The organism is Brassicibacter mesophilus, assembly GCF_050433385.1.
Lineage (GTDB): Bacteria > Bacillota > Clostridia > Tissierellales > Proteiniboraceae > Brassicibacter > Brassicibacter mesophilus.
The window spans coordinates 112,853-138,718 of sequence record NZ_JBNPXI010000010.1 but is presented as its reverse complement, the minus strand read 5'-3'; the positions used below and the strand labels follow the sequence as shown (position 1 = coordinate 138,718).

Below are 25,866 nucleotides of genomic sequence, written 5' to 3'. Positions count from 1 at the left end.
GGTGATTTTTTTGTATAACTTCTGTCGCGCACCCGCATAGCGGGTGGTTTATTGTTTCGCACGCTTCGCGAGCTCAACAGGCTAAAGCCCATAATGTGAAAAGCCACATCAACGATGTGGCTTTCTGTTTTCTATACTTCTGTAGTGCTAGAACAATCTATAGCATCGACCTTTTTTCCAAATGCATAAACAACTGCAAATACTGCGATTATAGCTAATGGAAGAACTACTATTACAGGTAACCCAAGTCCCACAGGAATATAACCAAAGATAATTGTTATTGCAGCAACAACAAGGGCATAGTATATCTGTGTTTTCGTATGATCAATATGATCACAAGCAGCACCCATAGATGATAGTATTGTTGTATCAGATATTGGTGAACAATGATCTCCGAAAATAGCTCCTGTTAGAACAGCTCCAGCGCTCATTATAACGTATCCATTTTCAGGTGAGATAGCAAAGGCCAAAGGTATAGTAAGAGGCATCAGTATGCCCATAGTACCAAATGATGTTCCAGTTGAAAATGATATTATAGCACCTAATATAAATATTAAAGTAGGTAGCAGAAACTTTGGAATTGTATTTGAAAGTATTTTTACTAGAAACATTGCAGTTCCAAGTTCTTTTATTACGCTACTTAAAGACCAAGCTAACAATAATATAACTCCTGTTATAACAAGAGACTTAGTTCCTTGTACCCAAGTATCAATTCCATCAGCAAGATTAAATATTTTTTGTTTCATACCTATAATTAATGTTACTATACTAGAAAAAAGTGCTGCTTGAAAAAGAACTATACTAGCGTCAGAAGCTCCGAATGCCTCTCTTATAGCATTGAATGACATTGGTGCATCAGTTAATAGCTTAATAAGTGTTGTATCTTCTCCACCCATTATTGAATTATATCCGTTATAATAAAAACCCAAAAGAGCTGTTAACATTAATGTTCCTATAGGTATTATTGCATTCCAAACGCTTAATTTTATCCCTTCCTTTGGCTCTAAACCTGTAGCTTCTGAAGAAGCCATAGGTTTCGCAGTATCTGAAAGAAGCTTACCTGTTTGTCTTGCTCTTCTTTCTGCCTTAAGCATTGGTCCAAATTCTTTTAATAATAAAGCGGTAAAGACAATAAACGTTAACATTAAAATATTATAAAATCTAAAAGGTATTGTTTCAATAAATATATTATAGGCATTTACATCTTGTCCAATAACTGAATAACCTTCTTTTATTAAACCTATCTCGTAACCTACCCATGTCGATATCAGTGCAATACCAGCTATTGGTGCTGCAGTTGCATCAACTATAAATGCAAGCTTTTCTCTAGAAATTCTCATTTTATCAGTTACAGGTCTCATAATTGGCCCAACTATTAAAGAGTTAGCATAATCATCAAAAAATACACAAATACCTAAGAACCATGTAATAAGCTGTGCACTTTTTGGTGACTTTGCTTTTTTAGCTAGACTTTCTGCAATAGCTTTTGCTCCTCCCATTTTAGATATCAAAGCTATAAGTCCACCTATTGCAAGACACTGCAGTATTATTCCCGCATTCCAAGGATCTGCTAGCGAACTCAATACTTTGTCCATAAGCATTAGAAATCCATTAAACAAAGCACCTAGAATATTGTTCCCAGTAAGCTGAAGTAAAAAAGTACCCGATAAGACCCCAACAAACAGCGACATAACAACATTTTTAGTTAGAAATGCTAAAAGAATAGCCACTATAGGTGGAATCAACGTCCATATTCCAAATTTTCCAGCATTAATCTCTGCAGCACTAGTATCAGCTGCAAGAACCATTGTTGAAAAAGAAAAAACAATCAATAATGCCGTAAGTAAAGTAATAATCCTTTTTGTCATAAAATCTCCTCCTTTTTTGTATAAGTGAATCAGGTCTAGGAGGAGAGTCCATCATAAAATAAAAAAACCTTAAGCTTTCACTCAAGGTTTAATCAACACAAAACAAAAAAATGTGTTCTAATTTGAATGATAGCTCTCCACAAATATAATTTGTGACAGTTCTGTACATATTCTATACAGAACCAGCTATGCAGCCTTAAAGCATCAGCTGCATGCTTCGGCAGTATTACCTTTCATATTGCTTCACAGTGCTTTCCTCCACAATACTACTTTTTAATACTGCACCTCTACCCTTATTATTCACTTGTTTATTATTATGCACTATTATATATAATTAGTCAATAGCTATTTCGCTATTTTATATAGATATATATTCCAAGTATATTGAAGCTATATAATTTTTGTGGTCCAATCCTCTACATTCCAAATATCTGTTACCCATTCTTCATAGAATTCTGGCTCATGAGATACTAATACAACAGTTCCTTTAAACTCTATTAATGCTCTTTTTAATTCTTCTTTTGCATCAACATCTAGATGATTTGTTGGCTCATCTAATACTAACCAGTTTATATCTCTAAGCATAAGCTTGCATAGTCTCACCTTAGCATTTTCACCACCACTTAATACCATCATCTGACTTGTAATATGCTCATTTGATAAGCCACATTTAGCTAAAGCCTGACGCACTTCAAAATTAGTAAGTCCCGGGAATTCATTCCATATTTCTTCAATAGCTGTATTGCTATTATACCTGCTGCTTTCTTGTTCAAAGTATCCTGGATGTAAGTAATCTCCGTGTATTACTTCTCCAGTAATTGGTTTAAGCTTTCCAAGCATAGTCTTAAGAAGCGTAGATTTTCCTAGCCCATTTACACCTCTTATTGCTATTTTTTTCCCTCTTTCTAAAGAGATGTTCAAAGGCCTAGTCAGTGGTTCATCATATCCAATAACTAAGTCATTCGCTTCAAAAATAAATTTGCTAGGTGTTCTTGCTTCATTGAATTTAAATGTAGGCTTAATCTTCTCTCTAGGTTTCTCTAGCATTTCCATCTTATCAAGCTGTTTCTGTCTACTCTTCGCACGTCCAGTAGTAGATATTCTTGCCTTATTTCTTGCAATAAAATCCTCAAGCTTTTCTACTTCTTTTTGCTGCCTTTCATATGCTTGTAGCTGCTGTTGTTTCTTTACTTCATATAGTTGCATGAATTGATCATAATTGCCTGAGTACCTTGTCATCATTGCATTTTCTACATGATATATAACATTTACAACATCATTTAAAAATGGTATGTCATGTGATACTAAAATAAAACTATTTTCATAACTTTTAAGATATCTTTTTAACCACTCAATATGCTCTACATCTAAATAGTTTGTAGGCTCGTCTAAAATAAGTATAGTAGGATTTTGAAGCAGTAGTTTTGTCAAAAGAACCTTAGTCCTCTGACCACCGCTCAAATCCGCAACATCTTTATCAAGTCCGATATCTCCAAGCCCAAGGCCATTTGCTACTTCCTCAATTTTTGCATCTATAATATAAAATCCAGTGTTTTCTAGAATACTCTGAATCGTACCTACATCATCCATCATTTTAGCCATTTCATCTTCAGATACATCACCCATACGACCATATAAATCCATCATTTCAGCTTCTAGCTCAAACATATGCTGAAATGCTTCTCTTAACACTTCACGTATTGATTTCCCTTTTGACAAAATAGTATGCTGATCTAGGTAGCCAACAGTAACTCTGTTTGACCATTCAACATTACCTTGGTCAGGCATAAGCTTTCCAGTAATAATATTTAAAAATGTCGATTTACCTTCACCATTGGCTCCCACTAGACCAACATGCTCTCCTTTTAATAACCTAAAAGATACATCCTCTAATATCTTTCTAGCACCAAAACCGTGACAAACATTCTCAACATTCAAAACACTCATCTTTTTCTATTTCCTTTCATTTAAACGTTTCTATTTGGCTTAATTATTTGGCATTAGCAGGTTCAATATTTATTTTTTTGCCTTTAATTTGGTTGTCTTTCATTATCTTTAGAACTTCTTTTGCATTTTCTCTTGGTACTTCAACAAATGTATATTTATCATAGATATCAATAGCACCGATAACCTTTCCTGATATTCCTGTTTCTCCAGCAATTGCTCCAACAATATCATTTGCTCTAATTTTATGATTCTTACCTATATTTATAAAAAGTCTTACCATTCCTGGTTCTGCACCTGTGTCACTATAAGCTTCTTCAGACATTTCATCACTATCTTTTTGACCTATGGACATCTTTAACAAAGCTGCTGCAACATCCATAGATGTATGATCTTCTTCTAAAAACTTTTCTATAATACCTATATATTTCTCAAGTCCCCCATCATCAAGAACTGCTTTAACTTTCTGCATAAATAAATTTATTTTTATTTCTTCTATATCACTTACAGTAGGTATATCGTGTCTTTTAATTTTTGTTTTAGTATATTTTTGAATATCTTTTAATCTGTATATTTCTTTTCCAAAAGCAAAAGTAAATGCTCTTCCTGTTCTACCTGCACGTCCAGTTCTACCAATTCTGTGAACATAGTATTCTTCATCTTGAGGTACATCATAGTTAAATACAGTTTCAACATCATCAACGTCTATTCCTCTTGCCGCAACATCTGTCGCAACTAATATTTCTATAGTTCCGTTTCTAAACTTATCCATTACTTTATCTCTTTGTGATTGTTTTAAGTCGCCATGAAGAGCATCTGCAAAATATCCTCTACTTTGGAACTGTGCAACAATATCATCAACCTTTCTTTTAGTGTTACAAAATACTAAAGAAAGCTTAGGATTGTACATATCAATTAAGCGACAAAGTATTTCAAATTTATTTTTTTCTTTAACTTCTAAATAATTTTGTTCAATACTTGGTACTGTTAATTCTTTATGCACTACTTTTATCAATTTAGGATTAGTTTGGTATTTCTCTGCTAAACTTAATATTGGTTTAGGCATAGTAGCAGAAAATAAAATTGTCTGTCTCTCAGATGGAGTTTTTTGTAGAATAAGCTCAATATCCTCTCTAAAGCCCATATCAAGCATTTCATCAGCTTCATCCAGTACAATCATATTTAAATGTTCCATTTTTAAAGTGTGGCGTCTCATGTGATCCATCACACGTCCTGGAGTACCAATTACAATTTGAATACCACTCTTTAACGCTTTAATTTGACGCTCTATAGGCTGCCCGCCATAGATAGGCAAGGTTTTAACGTTGTTCTTAAATTGTGCAAGCCTTCTTAACTCTTCAGCTACCTGGATAGCCAATTCTCTTGTAGGACATAAAATTAAGGCCTGTAGTTTTTTTAGGCTAGGATTTACCATCTCTAATACAGGTATACCAAAGGCTGCTGTTTTTCCTGTACCTGTTTGAGCTTGACCTATTACGTCCTTTCCTTCTAGTATATAAGGTATTGCTTGTGTCTGAATAGGAGTCGCCTCTTCGAAACCCATTTCCTTAATTGCTTTATTTATCTCTTTAGATAAATTTAAATCATCAAATCTTGTTTTTTCCATTAATTTTTCCATCCCTTCTAAACATTAGCGTTTTAATTATATATTTATTATTTACTTAATGCAATAAATATTTACACAGAATACCATGTTTTTATAATAAAATTTTGTAATTATTGTTCTCTAAAACAAATAAACATGTAATCCTACTGATTACATGTTTATCATATCTATTTCTACAGTTTTTATAACTTACTGATCTCAACTGCCAATCTTGCTGCAACCTTTGCGTTATTATACACAAGTTGAATATTTGATTCCAAACTCTTTCCTTGAGTAATGCTTTTAACCTTTGATAAAAGAAATGGTGTAGACTCTTTTCCTTTTATCTCTTTAGCTTCAGCTTCAGCTAGTGCATCGTTTATAGCTTTATTTATTATTTCATAGTCCATCTCATATTCTTGTGGAATAGGATTACCAATCACAATGCCCCCTTCAAGATTTAAATCCCACTTAGCCTTTATTGCTTTTGCCAATTCATGTTCTGAATCCACCGTGTAATCTACCTTATATCCACTTTTTCTTGTATAAAAAGCGGGAAAATCTTCTGTTTTAAATCCTACAACTGGTACTCCATATGTTTCTAAATATTCTAATGTCAAACCAATATCTAAAATAGATTTTGCCCCAGCACATACAACAGCTACGCTTGTGCTAGCAAGTTCCTGTAAGTCTGCAGATATGTCAAATGTTTCTTGAGCATTTCTATGAACTCCACCAATTCCTCCTGTAGCAAAAACCTTTATCCCTGCTAATTCAGCAATTATCATTGTTGAAGCAACAGTTGTTGCACCACTTAGTCGTTTTGCAATAATAAAAGGTATATCTCTTCTACTTGTTTTCACTACGTCAGTTCCTTTTCCTAAGTATTCCAGTTCATCTTCTGTTAATCCTACCTTTAACTTCCCATCAATTATGGCTATAGTTGCTGGTACTGCTCCATTTTCTCTGATTATCATTTCAACTTGTTTTGCAGTCTCAATATTTTTAGGATAAGGCATTCCATGAGAAATTATAGTAGATTCTAGAGCTACAACTGGTCTACCTTCTTTTAATGCATCTTGGACTTCTTGCTTAATACATAAATATTGTTTTAACATAACTTCAACTCCTTCATCTTATTAATAATGCTTCCATTCGATATATTAGGGTTTATAGTGTTTTCATGACTTAATGCTAGTACAGATGCAGCCATAGAATATCTCGCTGCATATTCAATATCATAATCATTAATATATGAGTATACCAATGCAGCAATAAAAGCATCTCCAGCCCCTGTGGCATTTATTACTTTGATTTCTGGTGTTTTTATTAGATTAGAATTACATCCATCACTATAGTACACACCTTCTTTACCCAAACTAATAAAGACCCTTTCTACTCCTTTGTTTAAAAGGAAATCTGAAACACGTCTGAGATCGTCATTATTTTTTATCTTTATATCTGTCAAAATCTCAGCTTCATATTTATTAGGCTTAATTGTATGAAAGTATCCTATCATGTCCTTGACCTTCTCAGCCTTAGTAGTTGACACCGTATCCAAAAAGAATGCTTTATGCTTGTAGTTGTTAAGTAAGTACTCAATAGCATCTTTGCGAATATTTGTATCCATAATAATAACCTCAGAGTTTTCTATAACATAGGATTTTGATTTTAAAAAATCAATGTTTATTTCTTCAAAAATATCCATATCTGATATTGCAACCCTCATATCTCCACATTCATCTAATACTGAAAGATATACAGATGATACTGTGTTTTTTAGCGCTAAACAATTATCCATATCTATCCCACAAGCTTTGCATTCATTAAGTATCTTTGCTCCATATAAATCATCGCCAAATGCTGATATTAGTTTAGTCTCAACTCCAAGCTTAGTTAAATTTTCAGCAATATTTCTTCCTACCCCACCTAATGATAACTTTACCTTTCCAGGATTAGAATCCATGTATTTAAGTACACTATGAGTAAAGCCTTGTATATCTATGTTTGTTCCACCTATTACTGTAGCATACTCACTTTCACTTAAAACATATCCCTTGCCCTTTATATATCCCTTCTTTGTCAGATTAGTAATATGCACAGCAACTGATGATCTTGTAATATTAAGAACATCAGCTAGCTGCTGTTGTGTAATCATCGGGTTGTTCTTTATAATATTTAATATTTCTTTTTCTCTCGAAGTCATATCGTCACCAACTTATGCTTATTGAATAAACAATTGCTTATTTAATATTATCATATATTTATTTAATTTACAAGAACAAAAAGAATAGACTTAAGTCTATTCTTTTTAAAATATCTATATTTGAAAATTTTCTAACTCCTATTAGTATAATGCGTATGAAGAAATTTATGCGACTTCTCACCTAAAGGCTTGCCTAAAAACTCTTTATATAGTGTATCTACCACAGTATTCTGATGAGATTTTCTTATGGCTGAATTGATATCAACATTATATATACCTTCTATTCTTTTCTTCTTTATCTCATTAGTGCCTGGTATTGGCTGGCCTCCTCCTCCAATGCATCCTCCAGGACAGCACATCACTTCTACAAAGTGATAGTCGGCCTTTCCATCCTTAATCATCTCTAACATCATTTTCGCATTTTTTAAACCATTAACTACTGCAACTTTGACATTAGTATTTCCAACTTTAATATCACTTTCTTTAAACCCTTCAATTCCTCTTAGATCTTCAAATTCTATGTTTTCAAGGTCATCACCAGTTACTACTTCATATACAGTTCTTAAAGCTGCCTCCATCACTCCACCAGTGGCTCCAAATATAGCAGCAGCTCCAGTAGATATTCCGAAAGGAGAATCAAACTCTTTATCTTCAAGCCTTTCAATTTGTATACCAGATTGTTTTATCATTTTGGCCAACTCTCTTGTTGTTAGAACAATATCAACATCTTGATACCCACTACTATTCATTTCATTTCTATTAGCTTCTGCCTTTTTAGCAGTACAAGGCATAATAGATACTACAACAATATTATTACAATCTAGATTATATTTCTGAGAATAATAAGATTTAGCTAATGCACCAAACATCTGTTGAGGCGATTTACATGATGAAACATGGTCTAGTAGTTCTGGATAAAAATGCTCGATATAATTTATCCAGCCAGGGCTACATGATGTCAGCATAGGAAGCTTACCACCATTCTCTATTCGGTGAAGCAATTCATTCCCTTCTTCAATTATTGTAAGGTCTGCTGTAAAGTTTGTATCAAATACTTTATCAAATCCTATTGTCTTTAAGAAAGCAACTATTTTTCCAGTTAATATGTTTCCAGGTTCCATATTAAATTCTTCGCCTAAACTAACCCTTACAGCCGGTGCTACTTGCACAACTACATGTTTATTATGGTCATCAAGTGCTCTCCATACTTCTTCAGTATCATCTTTTTCATATATTGCTCCTACGGGACATACATTTATACATTGCCCGCAATATACACATTTAGCTTCAGTCAAATTTCTGCCATAAGGAGGAACTACTTGCATTTCACAGCTTCTATTTGCATTATATATGGCCCCTATCCCTTGTACTTCATGGCAAACCTCTACACATCTGCCACATTTAATACACTTGCTTAGATCTCTTACAATACTAGGATTCGATTCATCATTTGGTAAAATGTTAACAACCTTACTCAAATTAAAATCCCTAATATTTAATTCTTCACACAAAGTCTGAAGTTCACAATTGCCATTTCTTGTACATGATAGACAATCACTGTTATGATTTGAGAGAATCAGCTCAACAATTGATTTTCTTGCTTCTCTTATTTTTTTTGTATTTGTTTTTATTCTCATTCCCTCTCTTGCAGGTGTACAGCAAGCTGCAGCGAATGCTTTTTGTCCTTCTACTTCTACTATACATACTCTACAGTTACCTTTTACTTTTTGGTCAGGATGGTAGCAAAGAGTGGGTATATCAATGTTTATTTTTCTAGCTGCTTCAAGAATAGTTGTGCCTTCCTCTACACTTAAGTTTATACCATTAATATTAATCTCTATATTAGCCATTTATATTACCCCCATATTTAAACTACATACCCCTGCATTACAAAATCCTTCTAAATGCTCGTTGTATTCTTTTTCAAAATATTTCATAGTTGTTAAGAGTGCTGTAGGAGCTGCCTGCCCTAGGCCGCATAAAGAAGCATCTTTCATAACTAAAGCAATATTTGCTAAAAGCTCTAAGTCTCTTTGAGTTCCATTGCCTTTAATTATCCTATCAATTATCATGATGATATGACGATTTCCTTCTCTACATGGAGTACATTTCCCACAGGATTCATGCTTAAAAAACTCCATTGTCGTCTTCATAAAGTCAAGTAAACATACTGATTTATCAACTACGAGAATGGCTCCAGAGCCAAGACCTATATCAAGTTTCCTCAGATCATCAAAATCAAGTTTTACATCTAATAAAGTTTCAGGAAGACATGCACCTGATGAACCTCCTAATTGAATAAACTTTAGTTCTTTATCTTCCTGCATGCCACCACATATATCATATACTATTTCCCTCAAAGTAGTGCCTAGTTCTATTTCAAATACTCCTTTATTAACTACACTTCCACTAACTGAAATCAGCTTAGTACCACTACTTGTTTTAGTTCCATATCTCTTAAATTCGTCTGCACCTATAGATAATATTATTGGTATATTAGCCAATGTTTCGACATTATTTACAAGTGTAGGCTTTCCCCACAACCCACTATTAGGAGGATATGGGGGCTTAAATCTTGATCTACCAGGATTTCCTTCTATGGACTCAATTAATGCAGTTTCTTCTCCACAAATATATGCACCTGCTCCTGTTCTGACTTCAATATCAAAATTAAAATCTAGCCCTAATATAGTGTCTCCTAAATATCCCTCTCTTCTAAATATGTCAATAGCTTTTTTTAGCGTTTGCTTAGACTTTGGATACTCACCTCTAATATAAACGTATCCTTTTTGAGCACCTACTGCATATGCGGCTATAATCATTCCTTCAATTAGCTGAAAAGGACATCCATCTAAGATAACCTTATCTTTAAAAGTACCAGGCTCACCTTCATCTGCATTACAAATTATATACTTAATATCACTTTGTTCTATAGATACAAACTCCCATTTAAGTCCAGTAGGAAAAGCTGCTCCACCTCTCCCTCTTAGATTTGAATCTTTAATGAGTTCTATTATATTTTGTGGAGTCATTTTAAACAGTCCATTTTCTAACCCCTTAAGGCCACCATTTTCTTTATACTGCTTTATTGATAATGGACTGATTTTGCCACATAGCCTAGAAACTAGATTTACCATCTACATTTCCTCCTTTCTTAAGTCATTGATAATTTTTTCTATTTTTTCTGCATTAAGTTCTCCATATATATCGTCATTGATTTTAACAGCAGGAGCTATATCACAAGCTCCTATGCAGCTTGTATATTCTAGTGAAAATAAACCATCTTTAGTTACTTCACCAACCTCTATTCCTAAAATAGCTTCAAAAGTCTCCGCAATATTCTTCGAATTTTTTAGATAACAAGGAGCGCTATTGCATATTTGTATTACAAATTTACCTCTTTTCTTAGTTGACAGCATAGAATAAAATGTAGCAACTCCATAAGCTTTACTAAGAGGAATTTCCAAATAATTAGAAACAATTTGAAGTTCTTCTTCTGTTACATAGTGCTTATCTGAGCTGGATTGGATTTCGATTAATATTTCTATTAACTTATCTGGTGTTCTCCCAATTTTCTTGATGATTTCTTGAACCCTTTGCACAGCATCCACAAATATACCCCCTTACATTTTTATTAGCCATTCCTCTACTTCTTCTTCATATAATGAATGAGATAATATTATAGCCTTTGCCTTTTTTGCGGTAACTTGTTCATATGTGTATCGTTCACCGTTTGGCATATAAATATCTAGTAATGGTTCTTTAGAACATAAACCTATGCATCCTGTTGTTTCAATAATTACATTTTTTATGTCAGCTTCCATTAACACCTCTTGGAGTGCTCTTAATACTTCATTTGCACCAACACTTACACTACATATTGAATATCCTAGAATAGCTCTAATTTTTCCATTTGTTTTTTTATTTTTAATAGCTTCTTCTGCTGATTTTCTCAGATCATCATAAATATCTCTATATGACATTTTACAAACCCCCTTATTTTACTTAGTTAATTATATATTTTGCATACTTCATGCCAATTTATGGATTTTAAATATAATTAAGCCAATTAAATTAATCAATCAATAAAAGTGTCTATCTCTCGAAATAAAAGTGTCTATCTCTCGAAAGCACAAAAAATCGAAGGTAGTTTTACCTTCGATTTTTCATATACATCTATTTAATGAAAATTCATCTTTCTGCTATATAGTGATGCATTATCGCATTTAATCATGCCTGTATGCATTATTATCCATGTATTTTTGAATTTTTCTTACAATAGTTGATTGATTCACCCCTAGAGCTTCTGCCATTTCATAAGTTGTTGAATATCTTTTACATGCACTTTCTATAATCTTTTTTTCAACCAATTCTACAGCTTCCTTTAATGGCATGATTCCATCCACCTTTATTTTTTTGCTTATTTCTTCTTTGTTCTCAAATAGAAACAAAGGTAAATCTCTTTCTTCAATAGTATCATATCCGGTTGTAACAACAAGCCTTTCTATTATATTTTGGAGTTCTCTCACGTTTCCAGGCCAATTATATTGTAATAAAATTCTTTCGACAGAAGACGTAAGCTGTTTATTGCATAAGTACTTTTTATTAAACATATCAATAAAATGGTAACTTAATGGCAGAATATCTGATTTTCTTTTTCTTAAAGGAGGTACTTCAATCGGAACAACATTTAATCTATAATATAGATCTGCTCTAAATTTTCCATTTAAGACCATTTGGTATAAATCTTTATTTGTAGCGGATATTATTCTTACATCTACCTCTCTCTCCTCTGTTCCTCCTATCCTAACTAACTTCCTCTCCTGAATTACCCTTAACAATTTAACTTGAAGGTTTATTGGCAAATCTCCTATCTCATCAAGAAATAAAGTGCCTTCATGTGAAAGCTCAATTAATCCTGGCTTTCCTCTACTTCTAGCTCCAGTAAAAGCACCTGTTTCATATCCAAACAACTCTGATTCTATTAGATTTTCAGGTATAGCACCACAGTTTATTTTAACAAAAGGTTTATTTTTCCTTCTACTAAGATTTCTGATAAACTGTGCAACAACTTCTTTGCCCACTCCTGATTCTCCCAATATTAATACTGTAGAGTCTACTGCTGCAACATTACTTGCTGTATGTAAAACTTGACCAAATTCCATACTATTAACAACTAAATTTTCGTTTTCAAAATCTAATTTTTCTAGCTTTATGTTTCTTCTATTATGATATTTTTCTAGCTTTCTTGTTTCATTAATTTGTTGTTCTAATTTTTTTAATTCCTCTATATCTCTAATGTTTGACACTACTCTTTTAATATTACCTTCGTCATCTAATATAGGTGTAGCTGTTGCCAAAAAGTGTTTCCCATTCTCCCCATTTTGAATAAAAGAAATACGTCTTTTTTCTTTTAAGGCTAATAAAGTGGCTGATGGGAAAATTATATTTTTATTTTCTATATTTTGAACTAGTTCCGCGGTCAAACTCTCTTTACATCCAATAATCCTGTACCACGCTTTGTTAGTCCTAACTATCTTACCTTGACCATCTGTAATAACTAATCCATCATAAGAAGATTCGATTGTTGTTTCCAATTCTTCCTTAAGACTAGTGATTTCACTTAATTTTTGTGACAAGTCTTCTAGCAAACTACTCTTTTTTGCTAATAAATACGGTAAACACATATCTACTTCTGCAATACCTTGTAATACAGCTATAGCCTTGTCTCTGCAAGTATTATAGCCACACGCACCACAATTTAATTCATCATCTTTTGATAGCTTGTTAGTCTGTATTAGAACATTTTTTATCTCTTCTTCTGTTGGAAAAGGCAATATATTCCTTCTATTTCTATAATGTCTCAATAAATTAATATTTGTATTTATTTTTCCTGTAGTGTCTTTTCTAGTTTCATAAAACTGATATATTTTCTTTACTTTTTCATAGTAAGTTAGTTCACTATTAATCTTAGGTCCTTCTATGCATCCTTTACACATTAATACATCAACCAGTTTTAATGCTGGTTTATCTTTTGAAATTGCATCGATTAATTTCAAACATTCTTTATCATTATCAATAAATGTATATTCACTTGCTTTTAAATTTTTAGTGATTTCAAGATTTTTTAGTAGACCACCTGACAATGGAAATAGTCTGCCTTTACTGCAGTATACACTGTCAAAATCATATTCTTCAACATTATTCATATCCATATTCATTTGTAAAAACAATTCCTTTAATTCATCAAAAGTTAATACTGAATTTATTATTCCTTCGAATTGAGGATCATTTGACTCTGCTTTTTTTGATATACATGGACCAATAAATACAATTTTTATATCTTTGTTTGGGAATTTATCTCTAATGATTCTACCTGTAGCTATCATAGGTGAAACAAATGGAAGTAAGTGTTTTATAAGCTCAGGATAATGTTTTTCAATCGTTGTAACAAATGAAGGACACGGAGAACTTATGTATAGTTCACTCTTATTTTGTTTTATATAGTTATCTATTTGAAAAGATAAGACTTCAGCACCAACTGCAGTTTCCCAAACTTGAGAAAATCCCATCTTTTTTAATGCTCCGACAACCTTTTTATATGAGATTTCATGAAAGCTTGCAATAAAAGAAGGTGCCAAACATGCAATAACTTCACTTTTACTTTTAAGCATATCAAGTGTTTTTTGTTTATAATTAATAACGATTTTTGCACTTTGAGGACAACTTGTAGTACATTTACCACAATTAATACATCTGGAACTAATTATTTCAGCTTGTCCATTATTAATCTTAATCGCTTTCACTGGACAACTTCTAACACATGCATAACATTGCTTGCATTTATTTAAACTTACACTTATAATATCTTTAATAAAAAATCCCCCCCATAACCTGGTTATTAATTTAACAATAGAATGTGTCATTAAATAATATGAAAGCAAAAATAATAAAATACCATTTCTTTTAATTAGTATTTATATTAAAAAACAGCAAACTTTTTTTTCTGTTTGCTGTTCTCTTTATGCATGTATTATTTATTTAACAACTCTTCAATTTTCTGCTTTATAAACTCAGTTATCTCTATATCACCTATAAGAGTTTTTTCATCAGTAAAGCTAGGCTTTACTCTAAAGAAATTGATAATAAGCTTATTGTCAACTATTAAATATTCATCTATGTGAAGTGGAGAAAAAACAACTTCAACAGCATCATACTTAGAACTTCCTTCTAGCTTATTTACTTCATCAATGATGGCATCTAGGTTTAGCTTTTTAAGAGGCTGTACCATTGCATCAGTATAGCTTAAATCTTCCATCATCCAAAGATTATTGTTCCAGAATCTTCCTTCTTTTCGATTTTTACTTGAAAAAGGTTCTCTGTTTGTTACAGCACTTAATGCTCTTCTAACAGATTCTGCATCAAATTCATCATCATATGCTAATGTTAACCCTGACATATTCGTTACATCATTTATGAATTTTTCAGAAACTTTTTCTCTTTCACTAGTTGACTGCCAGAAATAAAGCATTGCTTCAATTACTTCTAAGTTAACCTTAATTCTTTGTACCATTAGCACTACCTCCTCTTGTTTATATATCCTTATTAAAGAGATGTTGCATTATTTTCCACAACATTTCTTATATTTTTTCCCACTACCACATGGACATGGATCGTTTCTTCCAATTTTCTCACCTTTAATAACAGTTTTAGATCTTCTATATTCTTTAGTTATTTCTTTTCTTTTCTCATCGTCTAGTATGTCTTCCCATTGAGGAAGCTCATAAAGCCATGGAGCCTTCGCATTTAACATATTGAAATAAAGTTTTTCAAAGTCAATTTCTAGCTTAATCTCAACATCTTCTTCAATATCTTCAAGTTCAATAGGATTTATTAAGCTTGTATTAATTCCATCAAGAAAACCTGCATAGCTAACTAGTTCCATGTTATATTTTTCTGCTAAGTCGCTTATTTTTCCACTTATAACGCTTTCCTTATTACTTAGAATACTCTCATATACATTCTTCTCAGCTTCAAGATATGTATTCCAGAATTCATCATATTCTTTTTGATTTCTTTCTTTATATGCCAAGTCAGTCCATTCTTTATAAAGTTTCACTTTCATTTCTCCTCCTTTTATTGATTCCTATGTCATTATAACATATTTCTACTATTTTGATATTTTTTTTTAATATGCTATAACTTTATTTCAAGTTTAATCAATTTAGCTAGTATTTTTATATCTTTTATAGAAACAGTATCTGTCTTTAAGCTGTTTTTATTGCTAATAAGTAAAGCATTTACACTATCTAGTCTTTTTATTTGTCTTATACATCTTCTTTCATTGTATTCAACAAGATGAATTCCATTGTTTTCTAGTTCATGTGTCATATAGCAAAACACTACATCTCCTTGTGCAATTCTAAATCCTAACATATCATCATCTTCTATCTCAACAAAGAACACTTTGTCTTTATTATATCCTTCTATCTTATTTGATATTATCGGCATTTGTCTTGTACTTATCGGTTTGTCTAGAGTATATTTGTAAAATGGGACTTGCTTAAGTACTGAAGCAAATGCATCATTCCATATCACTTGAGTATCCTTATCTTGCTTAACCTTTGCAGACTCTGTTTTTACTATTTTTTCTTTTTTAGTATCTTCACTTTCATACATCATAGAATCATTTATGTCTACTTCAAGTATCTTTGATATTTTCTTAATGAGAGCATCATTAATTACTTTTTTTCCTATTTCTACTTCATCAATATACTTATCTGACACACCTAATTTTTTAGCTAACTGCTTCTGAGTTATTCCTTTTTTTGCTCTAATTTGTTTTATCTGCATCCCTATTCTACTCATGAAACCACCCTCAATATTATTATTTATTAATTACATTTTATTTTAAGTAATACAAGACTGCTAAAAGAGCATAGCAGTCTTGTTAATAACTATCTGTTTTTAAAATTCAGCAGATTTTACTGCCCTTGGGAAAGGAATTACATCTCTTATATTTCCCATACCTGTAATATACATTATGGCTCTTTCGAATCCTAAACCAAATCCAGCATGTTTTGTTCCACCAAATTTTCTTAAATCTAAGTACCACCAGTAGTCCTCTTTATCAAGACCAGACTCTTCCATTCTCTGTTCTAATAAATCAAGTCTGTCTTCTCTCTGACTTCCGCCAATTATCTCACCTATTCCCGGTACAAGAAGATCCATTGCTGCTACTGTCTTATTATCATCATTTAATTTCATGTAGAATGCTTTTATTTCCTTCGGATAGTCTGTAACAAAAACAGGCTTTTTAAATACTTCTTCGGTCAAATATCTCTCATGCTCTGTCTGTAAGTCACATCCCCATTCAACAGGATATTCAAATCTGTCTTTTACCTTCTCAAGTATCTCAATAGCTTCTGTATAAGTTACTAGACCAAATTCAGAATTTACTATATTGTTTAATCGCTCAATTAATCCTTTATCAATAAATGAATTAAAGAATTCCATTTCTTCTGGCGCGTTTTCCATGACATAGTTAATTATATATTTTAACATATCTTCAGCTAGCTCCATGTCATCTTTTAAATCTGCAAAAGCTATTTCTGGTTCTATCATCCAAAATTCTGCTGCATGTCTAGCTGTGTTTGAGTTTTCCGCTCTGAATGTTGGCCCAAAAGTGTACACATTTCTGAAAGCTAATGCATATGTTTCTGCTTCAAGCTGGCCACTAACTGTTAGATTAGTTTCTTTTCCAAAGAAATCCTTTGAATAATCAATGCTTCCCGAATCATCTTTAGGCATGTTCATTGGGTCTAAAGTCGAAACTCTGAACATTTCGCCAGCTCCTTCAGCATCACTTCCTGTAATTATTGGAGTGTGTACATATACAAAACCTCTGTCCTGAAAAAATTTGTGTATTGCATATGCAGCTAAAGATCTAACTCTAAATACTGCAGAAAATGTATTACTTCTAGGTCTTAAATGAGCTATAGTTCTTAAGTATTCAAATGTATGTCTTTTCTTCTGTAGAGGATATTCGTTGCTTGATTCACCTTCAACCTGGATTTTAACTGCTTTAATCTCAAATGGTTGTTTAGCACCTGGAGTTAGTTCAAGTTTTCCTTCTACCACAATCGCAGAACTTATCGATAGCTTTGTAATATCTGAAAAATTCTCTAAACTGTCATCAAAAACAACTTGGATATTCTTAAAAAAGCTTCCGTCATTAATTTCTATAAATCCAAATGTTTTTGAGTTTCTAATAGTTCTTATCCATCCCGCAATCATAATTGTCTGATCTACAAACTTTTCTTGTTCTCTGTAAATCTCTTTTACTAATACTGTCTTCATAATTTATCCTCCTCATATTTATTGTTAATATTTTATATAATTTTACAAAAAAATTTTTGAAATAAAAAAAAGCCTATCATCTCCTATAAAGGGACGAAAGACTATGTTTCGCGGTACCACCCTAATTGTCACAAAATGACCAGCTCATTAACAGTACAATAATTTATACTGCTCACTATTTAACGGTGTGACTCCGTCTAAGCCTACTTTCAAATTGATTTCGGTTAGAAACTCCGAGATGTTCTTCAATATAGATCTCGTATTGGTCTTGCACTATCACCAACTCGCTTAAACTACCTTCCATATCTACTCTTCTCTTCATTGTCTTTAAATTAGCTATATTAATGACTATTATAATATTGAAAATTAGTTTTGTCAAATACTATTATACATATATTTCCCAATTCATTAAAAATTATAAAGAACTTCTTCTTATCTATATACATATTTTATTATTGCTCATATAATATATTATGTGAGTATTTATACTATGTCGATATAACTAACAAATGTTAAAGGAGGATAATATGTCAAATATTACATTGTTTGGTTTTAGGACATATGATCTGTTTAATTATTTTGTTGTTTATGCATTTTTAGGATGGTGCCTAGAAACAATCTACGCAACAATTAATAAAAAATACTTTGTAAATAGAGGTTTTTTAAATGGACCATTTTGCCCTATATATGGATTTGGAGCATTAATGCTTATTGTGTTGTTAAATCCAGTTAAAGACGATCTCTTTTCTTTGTTCATTGGCTCAGTTGCATTGACTTCAGTTCTTGAATATTTTACAGGATTTATACTAGAACAAGCGTTTAGCAGTGTTTGGTGGGATTATACTGATAAAAAATTCAATATAAAAGGAAGGATATGTTTAGAATTTTCCCTCATCTGGGGAGCAGCTTCACTGGTTGTAATAAAAATAATTCATCCATACATAAATTTATTAGTTTCACTAATGCCTTTTAAAATTGGTATAGTACTTATTTATATTATATTCTCTTATTTCATATTTGATTTAACAATATCTGTAATATCAGTTGTTGGCTTAAACTCTCGCTTAAAACAAATACACTTTTTGCATAATGAATTAAAATCTAAGCTTATAAAGCTAAAGGGAGCAACTTCAGAAAGAGCTGTGGAAATAGAATTTAAGCTAGATGAACTAAAAAATAAATATCAATATTTGATAAATAAAAAAGTTCTTAATCACTCAAGAATTCTTAATGCATTTCCAAATTTGAAGTCAAAAAGATTTAATCATATCTTAAAAGATATTAAGAAAAGCTTAGAAGAAAAAAGACATAACATATAAGCGAGTTACAAATAAGAACATCTGGACTCATAAGTCCAGATGTTCTTATTAATTAAAATTAATACTCCTAACAGTCTACAATAGGACTAACTGCTGCTGGCGGCACTGCTACTTGGCGTTTTTGAAGTAACTTAAGAGTTAGGAATATTACCATTTTTTCTTCTATTTTTCTGAACTGCTTTTCTTCGAATGGAACTGTTACACCTTTAGGACGTGTAGGATTTAGAAATTCATCAAATTCTACAATTTTGCTGCTAATCAATTCACAGAAAGGTAGTTCATTAAAATATTCAGTACTTACTTGATTAAATTCTGATAAGTCTCCTGACAACAGCTTATCCTTTTCTGCAAACTCTGGGCCAAATACATTTTGCTCTCTTAAATATTCAAATTCTGATGAAGTTCTATTAACTATTGGAGCGGGAGCGATTCCATTAAAAGTAATAGGTGTTGTGCATCTGAATGGTACGTCAATAGTACAATGCTTTATATCTCCGCAGAACCCTTTTTCATTTGAACATGAACGAGTTGCATATTGAATATTCTTTCTAACAAACCCTTTTATAAATAACATGTTAGTATTTTGTATTAAAAGACATTGAGTTACTTTTAAGTGTTTCTTTATATCTTTTATCTCATAAGCATATTCTGGTAGATCTATTATAGAATCTACATTTATTTGAAGTGTGAGTTCAGCAAGCACTACTGGAATCTTCGCTACTACTCCGGAAGATAATCCTGATATATCAACTTTTTCGTTTACACAAGTTTCTAGAGTTCCTCCAGTTACATCTGTACATACTGATTTAACACATTTACTATCAACTACAGCTTGTGGCTTACCATAAGCAATTTTTACACCGTATTGATTACTATATGACATAAATTTACCTCCTGTACTATTTACTCGGATATTGACTAGATACCTAGTCCTATATCCTAGTACATAGTATTCAGGTGTCCAAATTTAGTTACTAACTTTTTTGAAAAATATTATAAGTATTTTCTATTTATCTTCATGATCACATATTATAATTGATGGTGGTATTGCTACCTGCCGATTTTGTAATATTTTTAAAGTCAAATATAAAACTCCCTTTTCTTCAAGTATCTTATATTCTCCTTTCTTTTTATCTCCTAATAAGTTGCTTTTATCGCTAGACTTAATACATTCATCATGCTCCACCATCTTACTACTTACTAATTCGCAATACGGTACTTCATTATAGTATTCATTACTGACTCTACTTACTTCAGTAAATCCATCACAATACATCTCATCTTCTTCATTAACATCTTTAGCTATTAAATTATTTTTCTTAAAAAATTCAAACTCTTTAACATTACTTGCTACAACAGATTCTGGCTCAATACCATTAAATATTACTGGAGTTGTACATTTAAAAGGAATATCAACTGTACAGTGCTGAACATCTCCACATTCAATACTACTGTCTTTATTTGACTTTGTCGAATAATCAATTTCTTTACGTATAGTTCCTTTTATAAAAAGCATATTTGTATCTTGTAGTAAGCAACATTGAGAAACCTTTATTTTTTTCTTAATGTCTTTTACTTCTTTAATATAATCTGGAAGATTAACTGAAGAGTGTATATTGAGCTGTACTGTAAATTGAGCAAGTACTACAGATATTTTTGCTATTACACCAGAAGTCAATCCTGTTATTTCAACTTGTTTATTTACGCAGCAGTCAACAATTCCGCTTACAACTTCAGGACTATAACTTTTTTTCGGTACACAATCTACATACTTAGGTTTTCCATATTCGAGTTTGATTCCATCTGCTTGTTCACCGCTAAGCCGTATCATATTTTCACCCCCTTATTTTTATAATAATTGTTTTCTGTATTATAAATGCCAAGTTAAAATTTACAAATATTATGTTCTATTATTTATATTATTCTTTTCTTATGACTTGGTTACAAAAAATATAATAATTTGAATAAATAAAAAAGGAAGTGAAATCTCACCTCCCAAATTATATATGTTATTTGAATATACCAAATGGTTTTCCAACTGGCAAAAACTCTTTATTAAAATGTGAATTTAATACAGCTGCTGCTGAGCCATAAAATGATACTATTGCAATACATAATTCAGAAATGGCAGCAAGTTTATGCGAAAATTCATACATTATATCAAACGAGCTAAGGGATAGTCCTATAAAAAGTAAATCTATCAAAAAGAATATTACAAATAGAACTTTATGAGTTTCCATAGCACCGATTGTCATATAGATTGAAAATATTAAGTAACCAATGAATGCGAAGCCAAGCTGTTTCATATCAGCATTAGATGCTAAAGACTCTCCAAAAAATCCAAGTTTAATTAACCAAGAAGTACCTACTCCAAACCAAAAAAAAGCATATCCTCCAAAAGCAGTAGTCCCAAAAACATTATTGCGCTTCGAATCGTTAATACACGCAAATAATTGTGCAAATGCACCTAAGAATATAGCCCAAGGTATCACCATCGATAATCCTTGAGTTAACCCTAGTTTCTGTGATGATGCTACTAGAGTAACCATCGCAAGTCCAAATAAGCCAATAGCTGAAGGATCTGCATTAGTAATTTTTACATTCTGTGTTTGACTATTATTCATAAATAACCCCCTAATATAAATTTACACAACTATAAAAAAATAACAAAAAAACGACAAAACGTCAATAGTTTTGTCGAAATATATTAATGTATTATTTACCCAGTTCTACTGCTCAGAATCTATATGTTTTAGTCGCTCTATTCTTTCTTTAATATCCTTTTCATATCCGTTATTAGTAGGATTATAATATTTAACTCCAATGAGTTCTTCTGGAAGATACTGCTGATGTATATAATTGTTTTGATAATCATGCGGATATAGATACCCCTTGCCATGACCAAACTTCGATGCTCCTTTGTAACTTGCATCTTTCAAATGTATTGGAACCTGCCCAGTCTGTATTTTCTCTATATCCTGTAAAGCTTTATCAATACCCTTATAGCTTGCGTTGCTTTTAGGTGCACAGGCCACATAAACTGCTGCTTGTGCTAATGGAATTCTACCTTCTGGCATCCCAATAAAATTAACTGCTTCAAAGGCTGATGTAGCTATATTAAGTGCCTGCGGATCTGCATTTCCAACATCTTCTGAAGCACATATGATTATCCTTCTAGCTATAAACTTTGGATCTTCTCCAGCATATATCATTTTTGCAAGCCAATACAGTGCTGCATCAGGATCTGACCCTCTCATACTCTTTATAAATGCAGAAATAGTATCATAATGTTCATCACCATTCTTCTCATATTTTATAGCTCTTTGCTGTACACATTCTTGAGCCACATCTAATGTTATTCTGATTTTTCCTTCATTATTAGGAGGTGTAGTAAGCACTCCTATTTCTAATCCATTTAATGCAATCCTTGCATCACCGTTGCTTATATTTACTAAGTGATCTATAGCTTCTTCATCAATATCTACATCAAACATTCCTAATCCTTTTTCTTGATCAGATACTGCTCTATCAATTATCTTTCTTATCTGTATACTGTTTAGTGATTCAAGCTTGAAAACCATGGAGCGAGATATTAAAGCCTTGTTAACCTCAAAATAAGGATTTTCAGTTGTCGCTCCAATTAGTATTATTGTTCCGTTTTCAACATAAGGAAGAAGCGCATCTTGTTGACCTTTGTTAAATCTATGTATTTCGTCTACAAACAATATAGTTCGTTTGTTATACATTCCTAAGCTGTTTTTTGCTTTATCAATAATTTCTCTTATATCCTTTACACCAGCAGTAACAGCATTCAATTGCTCAAAATACATTTTAGTCGTGTTTGCAATTATCTTTGCTAATGTAGTCTTACCGGTTCCAGGCGGTCCATATAAAAGTATAGAGCTAAGTTTATCAGCTTTAATTGCTCTATAAAGCAATTTATCCTTCCCGATTATATGTTCTTGTCCAACAAATTCACTTAATGAAATAGGTCTTAGTCTATCAGCTAAAGGAGCAGATTTTTTTAAATTGTTTTCAGCATTAAAACTAAACAAATCCATATTCTCACCTCTTTATGTAAAAATTGAGGGACAAAAGTCCCTCTATTTCAATATTTCATTTATTACATCTAATGAGTAGTCAATATCTATATTTTCAACATATTTATGAGTAACAAACCTTATTATATTATCAGTTATCGAAGATGCCAATATACCTTTTTCTTTTATTTTCATTACTAATTCGTCTGACTTTAAACCTGTTCCGCTTATATTTGCCATAACAATATTCGTTTGAACTGTTTCAAAATCAATGCTAATACCTTTGATATTCGATAAACCTTCAGCAAGTTTATATGCATTTTCATGATCTTCTACGAGTCTATCTACCATGTCATTTAATGATATAATTCCAGCCGCAGCTATTATACCTGCCTGCCTCATACCTCCACCAAGCATCTTTCTATATTTTCTTGCTTTATCAATAAATTCAGTATTTCCTGCAAGAATGGACCCGACAGGAGCACAAAGTCCTTTTGATAAACAGAACATTACGCTATCCGTATATCTTGCAATCTCTGATGCATCGCATTTTAAATACGTAGCTGCATTAAACAGCCTTGCTCCATCAAGATGAACTGGTAAACTATATCCTTTTGCAGTATTGTATATATCTTTCATTTTATCTAAAGGAATTACAACTCCTCCAGCCATATTATGTGTATTTTCAATACAAATCAGTCCTGTTTGAGCATGGTGTAAATCATCATCTTTTATTATTGCAGCTTTTATATCATTTACATTCATTATACCCCTTGTTCCAGCAATTGTTCTTGCCTGAAGCCCTGAAAGAAATGCTAAGCCTCCTGCCTCATATCTAAATATATGAGCCCAATCCTCTAAAATTACTTCCTGACCTCTTTGAGTATGTGTCATTAGAGCTAGCTGATTTCCCATTGTTCCAGAAGGAACAAGTAAAGCATCCTCTTTCCCTAACTTTGATGCTGCTAATCTTTCAAGTTCTTTCACCGTAGGGTCTTCTCTATAAACATCATCACCAACCTCAGCCTGGTACATTGCTTTTCTCATCTCTTCAGTCGGTTTTGTCAAAGTGTCACTTCTAAAGTCAACTATTTTCATACGTTCATCTCCCCGTTTATATATCTAAAAATATTATATAATATTTCTTCAGCTTAGCAACCCATATAAACATTTAATATAATTTACTTGTTCTTTCAATCCATCATAGATATCAGTTTTATCATCTAATGAAACTATTTTCTCTAGCTTTTCTACACATGCGTGTGTCGCAGTTTGTTCTTCAATTATTGGCCCAATATAGTTAATTTTCGCCTTTTTCTTCAAAATATTTTCTATTATAGTTATTGATTCGTTAACGCTTAATGATAGCCCTCCTCCAACATTCATCACTTCGTCTTTAATATCATAATCAATAACTTTTGATATTATGTTACAAATATCATTTACATAAATGAAATCTCTTTTTTGAGAGCCATCCCCATATACATTTATCTCTTCATCCATCAGTATATTTTTTATAAACCTGTGAAACGCCATATCTGGTCTTTGATGTGGACCATATACTGTGAAAAATCTAAATGTATCAACATCAATTCCATATGTGCTTCCGTAGTAATGACATAGTGTTTCTCCAGTCAGTTTCGTAACTCCATATAGCGAAATAGGCTTAAGATTATGTATCTCTGCCATTGGCACTTCTTCAATGTTGCCATAAACAGTTGATGAAGATGCGTATATAAGCTTCCTAATTCCTTTATTCTTTATTGCTTCTAGTAGTCTTTGAGTTGCTGTAATATTATAGCTGATATATTCATCAAAATTCACTTCTGTGCATGTAGTAACCCCTGGTATGTCAGCCAGATGAACTATACACTCAATGTTCAAGCCTTCTATGAGCTTGCCTATGTTTGGTTCAAGTATGTTGTTTTCTAGAAAAATGAAATTAGGGTTACCAAAACAATACCTTAAGTGATAGTTTTTTATCCACTTAGGGTAGTTGTTGTAAAACGAGTCTACACCTAACACATTATAACCTTTGTTTAGCAAAAGTTGGCACAAGTTACTTCCAATAAAACCTGCCGCTCCAGTCACTAAAATCATAAAAAAACCCCTTTCATATGTTCTTATAACTAATATATGAAAAAAGGGCCTTTTTTGATAATTAAAAATGATTTCTTATAAATGAACCTGAAATAGGATATGAATAGTCTGTGCCATCCACTACCTTAACAATCGCAACAATCGGTAATATAACCCCAATTGCTCCAACTACTATCAATAATGGAATGCCTATTAAAACAATTGTCAGTATTCCTGAAATTACCAATGCTATTATTAGAAAAATCTGAAAGCCTAATGCCTCTTTTGCTTGTTGTTTTACAAAATGGTCACTTGATGCCAATAAAACAATCAATGGAGCTAAAATTGGTATGCCCACAAATGTTCCTAAATGCGCTAGAGCACATAAGAGTTTTTGTTCAGTAGTTAACATATATTTCCCCCCTCCAATTATGATATTATTATA

At 32.1% G+C, this 25,866-nt stretch carries 22 protein-coding genes, 1 riboswitch and 1 other annotated feature; of the genes, 1 reads left to right on the top strand and 21 read right to left on the bottom strand.

From position 1 onward, the window contains the following. Positions 1-131: 131 nt before the first annotated feature. From HNR33_RS12415 to asnS, 14 genes are all read right to left on the bottom strand, one after another. Positions 132-1,868 (bottom strand): Na+/H+ antiporter NhaC family protein, encoded by a 1,737-nt coding sequence (locus HNR33_RS12415; RefSeq protein WP_429083740.1) that lies wholly within the window; start codon positions 1,866-1,868, stop codon positions 132-134. A 122-nt stretch (positions 1,869-1,990) separates the two neighbouring features. Next, positions 1,991-2,166, bottom strand: a riboswitch (Lysine riboswitch). Between the two features lie 92 nt (positions 2,167-2,258). Beyond that, entirely contained in the window at positions 2,259-3,815 is a 1,557-nt protein-coding gene (locus tag HNR33_RS12410) for an ABC-F family ATP-binding cassette domain-containing protein (RefSeq protein ID WP_429083738.1), read from the bottom strand. Positions 3,816-3,858: 43 nt separating this feature from the next. Then, the gene (locus tag HNR33_RS12405) at positions 3,859-5,439 is read right to left on the bottom strand and encodes a DEAD/DEAH box helicase (protein WP_429083737.1); all 1,581 of its coding nucleotides are present in this window, start codon (positions 5,437-5,439) and stop codon (positions 3,859-3,861) included. Between the two features lie 182 nt (positions 5,440-5,621). Beyond that, entirely contained in the window at positions 5,622-6,536 is a 915-nt protein-coding gene (locus HNR33_RS12400; protein ID WP_429083735.1) for a pseudouridine-5'-phosphate glycosidase, read from the bottom strand. Further along, positions 6,530-7,624 carry a PfkB family carbohydrate kinase gene (locus HNR33_RS12395; RefSeq protein ID WP_429083734.1) on the bottom strand — a complete coding sequence of 365 codons (1,095 nt, stop codon included), beginning with the start codon at positions 7,622-7,624 and terminating at the stop codon, positions 6,530-6,532. The genes HNR33_RS12400 and HNR33_RS12395 overlap by 7 nt, the downstream gene beginning before the upstream one ends. 131 nt (positions 7,625-7,755) lie before the next feature. After that, positions 7,756-9,474, bottom strand: coding sequence for an NADH-dependent [FeFe] hydrogenase, group A6 (locus HNR33_RS12390; protein WP_429083732.1), 1,719 nt, complete (start codon positions 9,472-9,474; stop codon positions 7,756-7,758). Beyond that, a complete protein-coding gene (gene nuoF, locus HNR33_RS12385) occupies positions 9,475-10,761 on the bottom strand; it encodes an NADH-quinone oxidoreductase subunit NuoF (RefSeq protein WP_429083730.1) in 1,287 nt (428 codons plus the stop codon). Next, positions 10,762-11,235 (bottom strand): NADH-quinone oxidoreductase subunit NuoE family protein, encoded by a 474-nt coding sequence (locus HNR33_RS12380; protein WP_429083729.1) that lies wholly within the window; start codon positions 11,233-11,235, stop codon positions 10,762-10,764. 12 nt (positions 11,236-11,247) lie between these two features. Next, positions 11,248-11,607 (bottom strand): (2Fe-2S) ferredoxin domain-containing protein, encoded by a 360-nt coding sequence (locus HNR33_RS12375; RefSeq protein WP_429083727.1) that lies wholly within the window; start codon positions 11,605-11,607, stop codon positions 11,248-11,250. Between the two features lie 243 nt (positions 11,608-11,850). Then, a complete protein-coding gene (locus HNR33_RS12370; RefSeq protein WP_429083725.1) occupies positions 11,851-14,550 on the bottom strand; it encodes a sigma 54-interacting transcriptional regulator in 2,700 nt (899 codons plus the stop codon). Between the two features lie 107 nt (positions 14,551-14,657). Next, positions 14,658-15,197, bottom strand: a complete 540-nt coding sequence (locus HNR33_RS12365; RefSeq protein WP_429083723.1) for a TDE2712 family protein — start codon at positions 15,195-15,197, stop codon at positions 14,658-14,660. Positions 15,198-15,245: 48 nt separating this feature from the next. Continuing rightward, on the bottom strand, positions 15,246-15,749 hold the full coding sequence (locus HNR33_RS12360; RefSeq protein ID WP_429083721.1) for an SEC-C metal-binding domain-containing protein: 504 nt from the start codon (positions 15,747-15,749) through the stop codon (positions 15,246-15,248). Positions 15,750-15,820: 71 nt separating this feature from the next. Continuing rightward, entirely contained in the window at positions 15,821-16,492 is a 672-nt protein-coding gene (locus tag HNR33_RS12355; RefSeq protein ID WP_429083719.1) for a helix-turn-helix domain-containing protein, read from the bottom strand. Between the two features lie 99 nt (positions 16,493-16,591). Continuing rightward, positions 16,592-17,983: an asparagine--tRNA ligase gene (gene asnS, locus HNR33_RS12350; RefSeq protein ID WP_429083717.1), complete on the bottom strand. Its 1,392-nt coding sequence runs from the start codon at positions 17,981-17,983 to the stop codon at positions 16,592-16,594. Positions 17,984-18,069: 86 nt separating this feature from the next. Beyond that, positions 18,070-18,314: a binding site (T-box leader), on the bottom strand. 196 nt (positions 18,315-18,510) lie between these two features. Between asnS and HNR33_RS12345 the strand changes: the two genes are divergently transcribed. Then, positions 18,511-19,302, top strand: a complete 792-nt coding sequence (locus tag HNR33_RS12345) for a putative ABC transporter permease (protein ID WP_429083715.1) — start codon at positions 18,511-18,513, stop codon at positions 19,300-19,302. Between the two features lie 67 nt (positions 19,303-19,369). Here HNR33_RS12345 and HNR33_RS12340 read toward each other — a convergent pair whose 3' ends face one another. The 7 genes from HNR33_RS12340 to HNR33_RS12310 all read right to left on the bottom strand — a co-directional run bounded on the left by HNR33_RS12340 (position 19,370) and on the right by HNR33_RS12310 (position 25,833). Beyond that, positions 19,370-20,185 carry a CsxC family protein gene (locus HNR33_RS12340; protein WP_429083714.1) on the bottom strand — a complete coding sequence of 272 codons (816 nt, stop codon included), beginning with the start codon at positions 20,183-20,185 and terminating at the stop codon, positions 19,370-19,372. Positions 20,186-20,308: 123 nt separating this feature from the next. Beyond that, positions 20,309-21,133, bottom strand: a complete 825-nt coding sequence (locus HNR33_RS12335) for a CsxC family protein (RefSeq protein ID WP_429083712.1) — start codon at positions 21,131-21,133, stop codon at positions 20,309-20,311. 178 nt (positions 21,134-21,311) lie between these two features. Next, positions 21,312-21,926 carry an acetate uptake transporter gene (locus HNR33_RS12330; RefSeq protein ID WP_429083710.1) on the bottom strand — a complete coding sequence of 205 codons (615 nt, stop codon included), beginning with the start codon at positions 21,924-21,926 and terminating at the stop codon, positions 21,312-21,314. Positions 21,927-22,031: 105 nt separating this feature from the next. After that, positions 22,032-23,363, bottom strand: coding sequence for an AAA family ATPase (locus HNR33_RS12325; protein WP_429083708.1), 1,332 nt, complete (start codon positions 23,361-23,363; stop codon positions 22,032-22,034). 42 nt (positions 23,364-23,405) lie between these two features. Beyond that, positions 23,406-24,440, bottom strand: a complete 1,035-nt coding sequence (gene ltaE / locus HNR33_RS12320; protein WP_429083706.1) for a low-specificity L-threonine aldolase — start codon at positions 24,438-24,440, stop codon at positions 23,406-23,408. A 48-nt stretch (positions 24,441-24,488) separates the two neighbouring features. Next, positions 24,489-25,442 (bottom strand): NAD-dependent epimerase/dehydratase family protein, encoded by a 954-nt coding sequence (locus HNR33_RS12315; protein ID WP_429083705.1) that lies wholly within the window; start codon positions 25,440-25,442, stop codon positions 24,489-24,491. Between the two features lie 61 nt (positions 25,443-25,503). Beyond that, complete coding sequence (locus HNR33_RS12310) at positions 25,504-25,833, bottom strand: DUF4870 domain-containing protein (RefSeq protein ID WP_429083703.1); 330 nt, start codon at positions 25,831-25,833, stop codon at positions 25,504-25,506. Positions 25,834-25,866 lie beyond the last annotated feature (33 nt).

Excerpts from the sequence above, each read along its gene's own strand:
- HNR33_RS12415 (WP_429083740.1), bottom strand. The coding sequence starts at position 1,868 with ATGACAAAAAGGATTATTACTTTACTTACGGCATTATTGATTGTTTTT.
- HNR33_RS12410 (WP_429083738.1), bottom strand. The coding sequence starts at position 3,815 with ATGAGTGTTTTGAATGTTGAGAATGTTTGTCACGGTTTTGGTGCTAGA.
- HNR33_RS12405 (WP_429083737.1), bottom strand. The coding sequence starts at position 5,439 with ATGGAAAAAACAAGATTTGATGATTTAAATTTATCTAAAGAGATAAAT.
- HNR33_RS12400 (WP_429083735.1), bottom strand. The coding sequence starts at position 6,536 with ATGTTAAAACAATATTTATGTATTAAGCAAGAAGTCCAAGATGCATTA.
- HNR33_RS12395 (WP_429083734.1), bottom strand. The coding sequence starts at position 7,624 with ATGACTTCGAGAGAAAAAGAAATATTAAATATTATAAAGAACAACCCG.
- HNR33_RS12390 (WP_429083732.1), bottom strand. The coding sequence starts at position 9,474 with ATGGCTAATATAGAGATTAATATTAATGGTATAAACTTAAGTGTAGAG.
- nuoF (WP_429083730.1), bottom strand. The coding sequence starts at position 10,761 with ATGGTAAATCTAGTTTCTAGGCTATGTGGCAAAATCAGTCCATTATCA.
- HNR33_RS12375 (WP_429083727.1), bottom strand. The coding sequence starts at position 11,607 with ATGTCATATAGAGATATTTATGATGATCTGAGAAAATCAGCAGAAGAA.
- HNR33_RS12370 (WP_429083725.1), bottom strand. The coding sequence starts at position 14,550 with ATGACACATTCTATTGTTAAATTAATAACCAGGTTATGGGGGGGATTT.
- HNR33_RS12365 (WP_429083723.1), bottom strand. The coding sequence starts at position 15,197 with ATGGTACAAAGAATTAAGGTTAACTTAGAAGTAATTGAAGCAATGCTT.
- HNR33_RS12360 (WP_429083721.1), bottom strand. The coding sequence starts at position 15,749 with ATGAAAGTGAAACTTTATAAAGAATGGACTGACTTGGCATATAAAGAA.
- HNR33_RS12355 (WP_429083719.1), bottom strand. The coding sequence starts at position 16,492 with ATGAGTAGAATAGGGATGCAGATAAAACAAATTAGAGCAAAAAAAGGA.
- asnS (WP_429083717.1), bottom strand. The coding sequence starts at position 17,983 with ATGAAGACAGTATTAGTAAAAGAGATTTACAGAGAACAAGAAAAGTTT.
- HNR33_RS12345 (WP_429083715.1), top strand. The coding sequence starts at position 18,511 with ATGTCAAATATTACATTGTTTGGTTTTAGGACATATGATCTGTTTAAT.
- HNR33_RS12340 (WP_429083714.1), bottom strand. The coding sequence starts at position 20,185 with ATGTCATATAGTAATCAATACGGTGTAAAAATTGCTTATGGTAAGCCA.
- HNR33_RS12335 (WP_429083712.1), bottom strand. The coding sequence starts at position 21,133 with ATGATACGGCTTAGCGGTGAACAAGCAGATGGAATCAAACTCGAATAT.
- HNR33_RS12330 (WP_429083710.1), bottom strand. The coding sequence starts at position 21,926 with ATGAATAATAGTCAAACACAGAATGTAAAAATTACTAATGCAGATCCT.
- HNR33_RS12325 (WP_429083708.1), bottom strand. The coding sequence starts at position 23,363 with ATGGATTTGTTTAGTTTTAATGCTGAAAACAATTTAAAAAAATCTGCT.
- ltaE (WP_429083706.1), bottom strand. The coding sequence starts at position 24,440 with ATGAAAATAGTTGACTTTAGAAGTGACACTTTGACAAAACCGACTGAA.
- HNR33_RS12315 (WP_429083705.1), bottom strand. The coding sequence starts at position 25,442 with ATGATTTTAGTGACTGGAGCGGCAGGTTTTATTGGAAGTAACTTGTGC.
- HNR33_RS12310 (WP_429083703.1), bottom strand. The coding sequence starts at position 25,833 with ATGTTAACTACTGAACAAAAACTCTTATGTGCTCTAGCGCATTTAGGA.